This is a genomic window from Methanospirillum hungatei (assembly GCF_020216685.1).
Taxonomy (GTDB): domain Archaea; phylum Halobacteriota; class Methanomicrobia; order Methanomicrobiales; family Methanospirillaceae; genus Methanospirillum; species Methanospirillum hungatei_B.
The window spans coordinates 1-10,300 of record NZ_JAIWNS010000188.1 but is presented as its reverse complement, the minus strand read 5'-3'; the positions used below and the strand labels follow the sequence as shown (position 1 = coordinate 10,300).

Sequence of the window (10,300 nt, the reverse complement as noted above, 5' to 3'; positions counted from 1 at the left end):
ATAAGATGTTTGCAATGAAATTATCCAAGGCCAGGGGGATTAAAGATATGAAACGAAGAATGAGGGGATTTGTGGAAGAGGATAAGATGTACCAATAAACGAAGAAATATATATCCCTCTTTTTAATTCATTTCTTTTTAAATATTCAGAAAATTTCGTTCAGATTATCGATACGACTTAATTCTCTATAAAAATGCAACGATGTTTCTTATAATGTGTACAATGAGTGGGTATGCCTTGGAATAATACGCTATTCATTTTAATAATATAAAGATAGTCTGTAAGTCACTCGTATTCCATACGTCTCTTCATCATTTCTTTATTTCCGATTTTTACGCCATAAGGTTATTTCTTTCTTTAGTATTTTATGGACATATGAATTGAGATGAACTCAATATCTTCCATTGAACATCAAACTAAAGATATACAGGATAGCATCTAATTATTATGTATCACCACTATTACATTATTCATGACCAGGGAGTGGATGGTTATATCTGATTTAAGATTTAAATTGTTTAATGCTATAGAAATGAAAAGTCATATCAATTTTTACCTGAATGTTATTCGTATTTTTCTTTCCTTCTTTCAGATGATTATGCATTCATTTCCGGTATCTTTATTCCAGCAGAGAATGGATAGTAGATATTATCACAGGTGATCAAATTATGCAAAGAGGTTCAAATTCGTATGTGAAAACTGCTATAATTGCTCCAATCGGAACAAGTCCTCCTGTTATTACAGTAGGGGTTGACGCGATTGATGAGCTGGTTACTGATCTTGTGCTCCTCGCAACACAGGATGAGCTGGTATTAGCCGGATGCGATGTCGTAAAACTAGGGCTAAAATCCAGATACCCAAGAATCAGGGTTCATATTGAATTTCTTCCATTTGATGATATCAGTTCAGACGATGAAAACCTTACATTCATGGCCATCGCTGCCCGGGTAATAAAGAATGAACGGGAAAGATATGGTTGTGGACGGATTCTGCTTAATGTGGCCGGTGGAAGAAAAAATATGTGCATCACTCTTGCCCTCCTGGGCCAGCTCCTTAATGTGGATGGAGTATATCACATCGTTAATCATGAGGTGAAACTCTTTAATCAACATCTTGAACGTATGAGACCGACGATGATGAGGTTGTACCGTGCTGAAAAAGAAGAAGAAAAAATAAAAATATATGAAGAAAACAAGGAAATGTTAGAATATATTTTGTTTCCGCCGAAAAAAGACTATGAATTAATACGCATTCCGACACTCCCTTATCCGGTATCATATATTGGGACCCTTTTAAGCCGGGTAGTTTTTGATCCATATATGTTAAATGAGGAGGATTGTTCTCTTCTTCTTCATCATGGAATACTTGAGCGTCAGGGGAATAATTTGTATATTTCTGATTATGGAGCGAAATTTTTAGACGTTCTTGTTGGAAAGGGGTAATTTGACCCTGTTTAAGTGTAATTCTTCCGGTTCCCTTTTTCGTTTTTTAGCTTCAGACATTGCCTGGTTTAAGTAGTTGTCAGCGACGGTGAGTATTTTATCAGCAGATATCTTCTCTGCATGGGCCTTTGCATAATAATTTTTCCCAATATTGTCTATCTGCATCTGGGTCCTGTATAAGATCATAGGCAGCTCATCAAGGTACGACAACCAGGAGTTTAACATGACTTTTCCTTCTGGACTGATATGATAATTATTTGCCCTGTTTTTTGCTTCTGTAAATTCTTCTGAATATTGAATATTTAGAGTGAGCATGGCTCCATTTAAATCACCTTCTGATATTTCATTTGTGATGTGTTCATACATATCGTGGATTTTTTTTCCTGATATGATAATATCCGATGCCAGATCTTCATCTTCGAAAGGTTTTTGTGGTACGATTGGTGCTTCTGTCTGATTCGGGGTAGGGGAATTCAGGACTGTGGGTGAATCATTTTTTTCAGGATTTCCAATAGACATAAAGAGAAACAATAAAGCACAGGTCAGGAAGATTCCAACAAGGATTCCTGTCAGAAACAATTTGAGAGATGTGTAGTTCATGGTAGCCGTATCAGATAATAATTATCAGTGTTTATATTATTTTTGATATTGTTTTTCTTGCCATGTGCTCATTTATCGGTAAAAATGTATTGAAATATTCTCATCGGTGAGGATTTTAATTTTACAGGTTTTCTTTTTTTTTAATGGCTCATAAAACAAATCAATATGTTTATTAATTGGAGAAATATAATGGCTAATATGGTTCATCTTAAAATTGTTCGATATGGCCTGATACCAGGATTAATGCTTTTGCTTCTATGCATTCCGGTATCAGCAGCCATTGATCTGACGTCATCGTCTGTCTTTGATGCAGGAGGGCAGACACCTGCTTTTGGCGAGGAGATATTAACAACAGTTATTGTCAGACCCGGTCCTTATGACGTTGAAGACTTGAAAATTGTTTTTAACGAGAAGGATGGTCTTATTGATCCTCTTTCCTTTGGTAAGTCTTTATATCCAATCGGAACCCAGGCTAATATCACCGTGGAAAATAATGTTCTTTTTTGTGATCATCTAAAAGCAGGAGAGGAACTGACCATTACTTTTTATGCATATCCAAAGACCACTCAAAAATCTATGATTACTCCTGTTCAGATGCAGATTTCGTATATTCAACTCGGGCAAAAAATATCTGAACAAAAACAGGTTATAACCGTCATGGATCAAGCTGCCTGGCATATCCTGCAAACAAACAGGACCAGTACAAATAATACAGGCATTCTTCTCATTCTTGCTGCTCTGGGTATTGCGATTGTAATTATTCTTATCCTTATTGTGAAGATGAAGGATATGAACGTGCAGAATACATCAAAAAAGATAGTTTTTCGTGATATGAGTATACTGAGAGAGATAAAAAGAAGACTTGATGAGATTGAGAATCCATCTACCAGTATTATTGACTTACAGCATTATGTAAAGTCTGAAATGGATAAGATCGACAATAATAAAAATGAGAAAAATAATTCTAATAATTCTGGTTCTTTAAAAAATGGAAATACTGATGGTGAAAAAAAGATCAAACCGACAAAGAAAGGGGATAAATTCTAAGTGATATTATGAGTGAAAAGCAGTTATGTAGGGAGGCAGGCATCATCCCAACTCTTGCAATTGGTGTCGGGATGGGCGGAGTGAGTGTTATCAAGGAGTTCATCTCTTTTGTTGAGAAGAATGGAATCATTGATAATTACCGGTTTATTGCTATTGATTCAAATATTGATGATCTAAATAGAATTATTGAGTTTGCACCAAATACATCGAGGATTGCAATTACTGACCATCAGTATGATGTGGCTAATCTGAAGAAAAATTGTCCGTATCTGCATAAATGGGTAGTCATGCAGAAAGGGGGAGCTCTTCAGGAACGGGTGTATGGACGATTCCTGCTTGATCTTCATAAAGAAGAAATTTCAAGAACTATTACTGCCCATATACATGACCTTTCAAGTCTCTGGAAAGAGAAGGAAGGTGGCGGGGAGAAGCGGGGCCATATTGCTATCTGGATCATACATTCTTTGGGTGGGGGAACAGGGAGTGGCTCTTTTCCGGCCCTTGCTATATATCTAAAGAAAATAGTTCAGGAGATTCTGGGAAATAAAGGGATTACTCCACATATTTATGGGATTGGTATTCTTCCTTCAGGGACAAATATTACCGATATCTCTACTGCGACGTTTACAAAACGATATTTTGCCAATTCTTTTGCAGCTCTTGAGGAGGTAAAGGTTCTGGCAGGAGCATCAGATATTGCCCCGGTCAGATTAACACTTCCATTTCATGGAGAACCTATTGAGATAAGGGAGCGGCCTTTTGAACGATATTTTTTGTTTGGAATTGATGAAGAACTGACCACGAAACTTCGGAAAGAGAAGGGGGAGATGGTCGATGATTATCTCTCTCATGCAAATAAGATTATTGTTACTATGATGTTTGCTCTTCCCCAATATCCAAAGGGCCTCGAGAATCTATGGAAGGATGTTCCGAGTCCTTTTGCGTCTTTTGGAGAGAGTGAACTGAATATTCCAATCCGGTTGGTTAAAAATCTTGCAGAGGAGAATGACCTTCTCGGTCCTGTTATTGATGATGATGCTTCAGTAAAGACTGAATTACACAAGCAGGTCATTGATGCGATGAAAGAATTTTTGCGGAATATGAATGAGTCATTTCTTGAGGACCGGGCTTTGGCAGTATTTCAGAAGTATCGGCTTTTGGGTCTGGCTTATTTTATGGGGAAATTACAAAATCAAATCAATAAACTTCAGATTAATATTCAATCAGAATATGAAGGTGAACTGGATACCTGGTGGGAGGCTCTTGGTAGTGAGAGCTGGTCATGTGACCAGATTGAGCGTGCAGGTGTTGTCGGTTTAGATGCCAAGCATACTCTGATCTTTGATCTTTTTAATTCCAGAATTGAGGAACTTCAAAGAAAAATAGATTCTCTTATGGTAAATCCCTTGAAAAAGCCCGATCTTCGGGAGCGAAAGGAGAAGATTGAGAAGATTCTGCATGACCTTGAAGTTTTAAAGGTGAAAACTCTGAAGATTAGAACATTAAAACAGTATGTTGATACGAAGATTGGGGAGAAACTTCCGCTTCAAAACCCGGATACGAAGGAGAAGATCCTTGGAGTTGCCTCAATTGTTAGTTTTGCAAGGAAAAAGGATGCTTATCGTCAGAATGTATTAAAGAAACGACTTGGTCAGTCTGGAAGCGGCAGGGTTTTAAATCCTGCTCCTTCTGAAGAAATTCTCAATCAAATCTCTCTGGTGCAGGATATTAATGTTGCTCATATGAAGAGTCTTTCTGATTATTTCCAGATCCTGAAATTTTCACAGAAAGATGTTGATAGAATTATCAAGAACAGGATTGAGCAGTCCCGTGACCGGCATCTTTCAGTTGCTATCGGATCTGGTGGAGAGATTTTAACGAATCCTCGTGAAGAATTATTTATTTTATGTAATGTGCTTCATGAGAGTGCGCTTGGTGATAATGTTGCATTTGCATCGATGAAAGTAGTGAAGATACCTAGCCATACGTATAATGATGAGAAAATAGAATTTATTGATTATACTCTTAATCTTTCGATTGAAGATGTAAAAGAATATAATATTCGAAAAACGGAATATCTACAGAATAAATTAAAAGAAAAGACCGATATTACAGGACCTATAGGGACAATTTTTGCATATCCGGAATGGTTCCCTGATGATCCCCTGATTCAGGAGGTTTATCCGGATATCGTTTCCGACTCTTCATAATTCCTTTTTTAGAAGAATTTGAGGCAATTTAGTATTTTATATTGGTGATTTATGAGTAATCGAGCACTATTATTTGGAGGAACTGATGGGCATGGCATTATTATGACTGCCCTCTCTGAACGGGCTTTAGAGGCAGAAGGTTTTGAGGTTACTACCGTATGTTCATATGTACGGCCATCTTCAGAAAATGAAGGAATATGTGCAGATTTAGGGACCGGTATACCCTGTCTTTTCTGGCAGTACACCTTCCCTTACTATATGAAATCATCTTTTAAAGATTATGCTCTGGTGGTTATTGTGGACATTCCTTTTCCTGAACCTGATAACCGGTGCCCGTCTTTATCAGTTGATCAGGTTGTTCAGCAGATGAAATCTGCACTGAAGATTGTTCCACGTATCGTCCTGATTGATCATCATAAGAATTCATTCACCAATTATGGAAAGTGTTCACAAATCGGTGCGGAAGTTATTATCACTTCATCAGCCATTTTTACTCATTATGGGATCCCTGATGAGTTCACGTACAAATGGGGGAAGTATGGGGCAATATGTGACCGGGATGATGCTGTTCTTCCTGTGTCTGAAGAAGATGAGATTTTTGCTGCACGGATAGATTCTGCGAAAAGGGATATTGCTGGGAGTCTGAATGCAATACGGCATGACAACGCCTCATTTTTTAACCAATTTCCTCCTGATACTCCTCATGCTGACACCGTGCTTATGTATGATTCATTTGTGTATGTACCCAGACTGGCGGAGGGGAGCGGATACAAACAATTGGATCAGGCATGCAAGCAGTATGGAAAAGACTATGCTCTTGGAGTTGGATATCAGAATCCTGAAAAGCCTGTTATTCTTCTGGTAACATATTGGAAGTCTGACAACCTTCCGGTGGCTTTAAGACTTGGGATGACCAGATTCCGGGGTCATGTACATGCTCCCAATCTTGATTATTCGCCTGAACTTATTGAAAAACTGATTTTATTGTTTTCCTCCTCTCATGAAAAGGGAGATTTTCATGGAACATTCACATCAGGGTCAGATTCCTTTTATTCATATGTTGCAAGTTTTTTAAGGCGTGTTGAGATTCCATACTTTTTAACACTGCATAAATGGGGACATGTAGAACATGTTATCGCGAATGGGCGGACTCTTGGTTCTTTATATGGACTTTCTGAACAAGAGCAGAAGATACTGGACTGGGCATGCCTTCTCCATGATATCGGGTATGGAATAGATAGAACTGTTTGTCCGGATTTTAAGGATGTTCACCTTCTTCATCATGAATTTTCTGAACAGATGATTCGGTCATGGGAAAAAGAGGGGTTATTTTCCGGATTTTTGACTCATAATGAGGTGGATCTTATTGCTGATATGTGCCTGCGTCATCGGAAGAAGATGGATCTTTTAGGCACGGACAGAGATCATTTGTATATCCTGCTCAGGGTTGCTGATGGTATGGATAATGATTACCGAAGGGCTCAGAAAAATGATAAAGGTGTTTTTTATGAGGAGTTATATAAGGTTCTCAACGATGATTCCAGAAGAGAATGGGATAGTCATCAGGCCGTTTTAGGTCTATCACTGAAGATCAGAGATACTACTCTGACGTTTCAAATGATTGTACGTGATCGGGAAAAGGCTTATGTGAAAATTCAGGATCTGGAACTTGAGACTGAACCTTTGAAACGGTATTTCACCGTTCGGATTGAGATTGTTGATATTGCTGATGGGTGGAGGGAGATGAGATGACAAAATTACTTTCCTTTATCGGGACCGGGACTTTATATGAAACTATCTATCGTGTGTTTGATGAGGAATATCAGACTTCTGTTGTTCAGGATGCGTTGTGTCGGTATTATAAGCCGGATGAGGTTGTGCTTTTTGTTACGAATGAGGCACGGAGTAAAAATCTTCCTATTGTTCAGGCTGCTCTCTCATCTATTCAGGTCACCCTTGTAGATATTCCGGATGGAAAATGTGAAGAAGAGATCTGGGAGATTTTTTCGATAGTGACTGACGCAGTTTTTGAGAATGATGATATTATCTTTGATATTACTCACGGGTTCCGGTCACTGCCATTTATTGCCCTGCTTTCTATCGCTTATTTAAAGGAAATTAAACCGTTCTCTCTTTCCGGTGTGGTTTATGGTGCGTTTGAAGCTCGTGAAACGATACTCCTGGACTCAGGTAAGGAGATTTCACGAGCACCGGTATTTGATTTAACCGGATTTGTTGAGATTTTTGAATGGATGGCAGGAGTCAGGTCATTTCTTTACCATGCTGATGCAGATAAACTCAATCACATGGTCCGCAAGATCTCAAATGCAAAGTTATCACACTATCAGAGCAATAAAAAGAATAAACCACTGTTGGATCTGGTAAGGCCGATGGGAACGTATGCCGCATCGGTGAGACTGGCACGTCCGGTTGAGGCAATGGAAACAGCATTTCAAATTCAGGAACGGTTTGAGGCTGTAAAAGAGGCTATCAAAGAGACCACTCCTGTTCTGACACCTCTTCTTTCAAGGATATCAGAGATAGAGCAATTTGCGGTACAGAAACCAAAGATCCTTACCGATATTGTGATTCAAAAGCAGCGTGAACTTATCCAGGTTCAACTGAATATGGGCCTGTATCAGCAGGCGGTCACGATGGGACGGGAATGGATGGTAACGGTACTTTTGTATGCTGCCGGATCCACGAATGATTGGCTGAAAAAGGAGGTTCGATATGAAGCAGAGAATTCTCTTTCCGGTGCAGAGAAGATACTGATTGGACAGCCTAAAGGGCAATCCCATCATGAAGATGAGAAGAAACCCATGTTTTTGGACTGGTTCTGCAATCATGATTCATGGAAGGAGTTGACCGGGATATGGAGCAAGGTCTCCCAGCTGAGGAATGAACTAGCCCATTGTGGGATGAATCCGGACAGCCAGAATGTTAAGCAACTAGAGAAAAAGATTAAAAAATTTTCAGACTATCTTGACCAGTATTATGCCATGATGTTGAGGGTCCCGAAGTGATTCAGGTTCTGCGGAGTATCTGATAAAATATTGTGAGTTCTTCTGGGATTGCGATTACTTTTTTTTCAAGGGTTTTTGCATCTTCCCTGCCCTCTCTCATACCACAATGTGCCAGGTCATTTCTTATACGAGCAATTTTATGCCAGATGTCAGCAATTTTCTTCCATTCGGGGTTTTTCTCCAGTCTTCTTACTATTGGCGAGGATTTGTATTGTTTTCCTTTTTTCTTTATGGTTAGTGCATGGAGTGCACCTTCGACATCGGTTCTTATGTTTTCATTGAGCCATGAAGAGAAGAGTCCATGATAGCAGATTACTGCAGTAACCATCCATTCTCTTGCAAGTTCGGCAGCCTGCAGATAAAGTCCTTTTTCAACCTGGTATGATATGATGGCGAGCTGGGCTTCCAGAGTGCTCCAGGAGGGAGAAGTGGACATATCTTGTTTAAAGGGAGATATTTCTGTAATTTTATCAAGAACCGGGTTTAATGCAGAAAAGTCTGAATGTATCTGGTTTCTGATAGTGACAAGGTGTTTCAATACTTCGATACCTGATTCCCTGGCTTCAATGGGACGGGACAGCTGAATCCCTGCAGTAAACTGGTGAAGTGAATCGGCTAGATGAATAAGTGCGGAGCCGGATTCTGTACCCTGATGTGGAGATGAAATGAATCCAGGTATTCGGGATTCAGAAACCATGGCCTGTATACCTCTTGCATCTGCAAAGGAGATAAAAGATCTGACTGCCATGATCCAGTCTGTAAGGATGATGAATGAGGTAAGGTCAGATACAGGTGTTATTCTCCTGGTCTGACCGGTTTGATCATATATATCTTCACCGGCTTCAAACGCTCCATATAGGATTCCTGCAAGGGTTGCACCAGTTACTTCCCTGATGTACAGGGCGGTGAGAAATGCTAAAAAGGGGAGAAACCGGTACGCATGGGTTATGTCAAGAAGTATTTCATCATCAGGACTGACTGCATGTATTATTTTATCAAATATCATCCAGAGTTCTGATTCAGTCCGCCCATCAGGGATGTCGATGGTGGTATAGGGATGTTCTGACAGGCTGGTTATGACGGTAGAGAGGTTATTTGATTTCGCTTTGTCGGTGACAAAAAGGATCGTCAGGTCAGGGTTATAGAACTTTGCCAGTGCTTCTTGTATGACGGAAGTATCACATTGAAATTCGTTATAGATATATCTGGCCGGTTTTAATTCCCCAGTCCCTACAAAACTCAGACATTTTCGCATTGACAGATCAAAGGAGTAGGTATGGTTCTTTGCATGTTAAATGATATCGAGTGCAAGCAGTTCGTCAGTTTCGGCATCCTCACGACAGGGGATACAGACATGATACCAGTCGGATTCGTCTTCGTCATCGAATTCTTCTCCGCATATTTCACAGATGAACATAGATGTAATTTATAATCCACATTTCAATATAAATACTTATCTGGTATGGATCTCAATTTCTCATAAGAGATCTATGGGGGATTAACAAGAAATGCGGACCATTAAAACGAATGCTCCACCTGTCCCTGATTCAAAAATTAATGATGATATTTTTCAAAAATCATATCAGATCAAGGCCATTACACCTGTTTTTGGCGGCGGTCATGAGGCAGGTTTTGTGGAACCTGATGATGCAGTCGTGGTCAGAGGGACTTCAGTGAGGGGTCATTTGCGATTTTGGTGGCGGGCTACACATGGTTCTTTCATTGACAGTCCTGAGGCTCTTTTTGAGAAAGAAGGAGAGATTTGGGGTACAACCAAAAAGTCCAGTGAGGTTATTATTACTCTGGAGATTGAATCATGTAAACGGGAAAAATGCGAAACGAGTGATGGAAAATTCTTCGGTGGTTATCCCCCATATGCATTATTTCCGTTTAAATCAAATAGGAAGGGTTCAGCAATCAGGGACATTGTTATCGAATTATCTTTTCAACTTCATATAAGGTGTCCCAAAAAACT

The 10,300-nt window shown here is 39.4% G+C and carries 9 protein-coding genes; 6 read left to right on the top strand and 3 right to left on the bottom strand.

The annotated features are described in order from the left end of the window. The first annotated feature begins 692 nt into the window (after nt 1-692). Nucleotides 693-1,442: a CRISPR-associated protein Csx14 gene (locus LDL35_RS11670; RefSeq protein ID WP_304022585.1), complete on the top strand. Its 750-nt coding sequence runs from the start codon at nt 693-695 to the stop codon at nt 1,440-1,442. Here the strand turns inward: LDL35_RS11670 and LDL35_RS11665 are convergent. Further along, the gene (locus LDL35_RS11665; RefSeq protein WP_304022583.1) at nt 1,416-2,042 is read right to left on the bottom strand and encodes a hypothetical protein; all 627 of its coding nucleotides are present in this window, start codon (nt 2,040-2,042) and stop codon (nt 1,416-1,418) included. The two genes, LDL35_RS11670 and LDL35_RS11665, sit on opposite strands and share 27 nt — an antisense overlap. Before the next feature lie 198 nt (nt 2,043-2,240). Between LDL35_RS11665 and LDL35_RS11660 the strand changes: the two genes are divergently transcribed. Genes LDL35_RS11660 through csx2 form a run of 4 tightly spaced genes read left to right on the top strand, consistent with a single transcriptional unit; the run spans nt 2,241 to nt 8,325 of the window. After that, a complete protein-coding gene (locus LDL35_RS11660; RefSeq protein ID WP_304022581.1) occupies nt 2,241-3,089 on the top strand; it encodes a hypothetical protein in 849 nt (282 codons plus the stop codon). A gap of 8 nt (nt 3,090-3,097) precedes the next feature. After that, complete coding sequence (locus LDL35_RS11655; protein ID WP_304022580.1) at nt 3,098-5,299, top strand: tubulin-like doman-containing protein; 2,202 nt, start codon at nt 3,098-3,100, stop codon at nt 5,297-5,299. 51 nt (nt 5,300-5,350) lie between these two features. Then, on the top strand, nt 5,351-7,051 hold the full coding sequence (locus LDL35_RS11650; RefSeq protein ID WP_304022578.1) for an HD domain-containing protein: 1,701 nt from the start codon (nt 5,351-5,353) through the stop codon (nt 7,049-7,051). Then, nucleotides 7,048-8,325 carry a TIGR02221 family CRISPR-associated protein gene (csx2, locus tag LDL35_RS11645; protein WP_304022576.1) on the top strand — a complete coding sequence of 426 codons (1,278 nt, stop codon included), beginning with the start codon at nt 7,048-7,050 and terminating at the stop codon, nt 8,323-8,325. Before LDL35_RS11650 ends, csx2 begins: the two co-directional genes overlap by 4 nt. Nucleotide 8,326: 1 nt before the next feature. On the opposite strand, the gene LDL35_RS11640 is transcribed toward csx2, so the two are convergent. Then, entirely contained in the window at nt 8,327-9,580 is a 1,254-nt protein-coding gene (locus LDL35_RS11640; RefSeq protein ID WP_304022575.1) for a TM1812 family CRISPR-associated protein, read from the bottom strand. A 36-nt stretch (nt 9,581-9,616) separates the two neighbouring features. Continuing rightward, the gene (locus LDL35_RS11635; protein WP_304022573.1) at nt 9,617-9,742 is read right to left on the bottom strand and encodes a hypothetical protein; all 126 of its coding nucleotides are present in this window, start codon (nt 9,740-9,742) and stop codon (nt 9,617-9,619) included. A 217-nt stretch (nt 9,743-9,959) separates the two neighbouring features. On the opposite strand from LDL35_RS11635, the gene cmr1 reads away from it, so the two are divergent. Then, nucleotides 9,960-10,300 (top strand): type III-B CRISPR module RAMP protein Cmr1 (gene cmr1 / locus LDL35_RS11630; RefSeq protein WP_304022571.1); only part of this gene is annotated, 341 nt, incomplete at its 3' end.

Bases quoted from the DNA above. Each gene is read 5' to 3' on its own strand.
- LDL35_RS11665 (WP_304022583.1), bottom strand. From the start codon at position 2,042: ATGAACTACACATCTCTCAAATTGTTTCTGACAGGAATCCTTGTTGGA.
- LDL35_RS11660 (WP_304022581.1), top strand. From the start codon at position 2,241: ATGGTTCATCTTAAAATTGTTCGATATGGCCTGATACCAGGATTAATG.
- LDL35_RS11655 (WP_304022580.1), top strand. From the start codon at position 3,098: ATGAGTGAAAAGCAGTTATGTAGGGAGGCAGGCATCATCCCAACTCTT.
- LDL35_RS11650 (WP_304022578.1), top strand. From the start codon at position 5,351: ATGAGTAATCGAGCACTATTATTTGGAGGAACTGATGGGCATGGCATT.
- csx2 (WP_304022576.1), top strand. From the start codon at position 7,048: ATGACAAAATTACTTTCCTTTATCGGGACCGGGACTTTATATGAAACT.
- LDL35_RS11640 (WP_304022575.1), bottom strand. From the start codon at position 9,580: ATGCGAAAATGTCTGAGTTTTGTAGGGACTGGGGAATTAAAACCGGCC.
- LDL35_RS11635 (WP_304022573.1), bottom strand. From the start codon at position 9,742: ATGTTCATCTGTGAAATATGCGGAGAAGAATTCGATGACGAAGACGAA.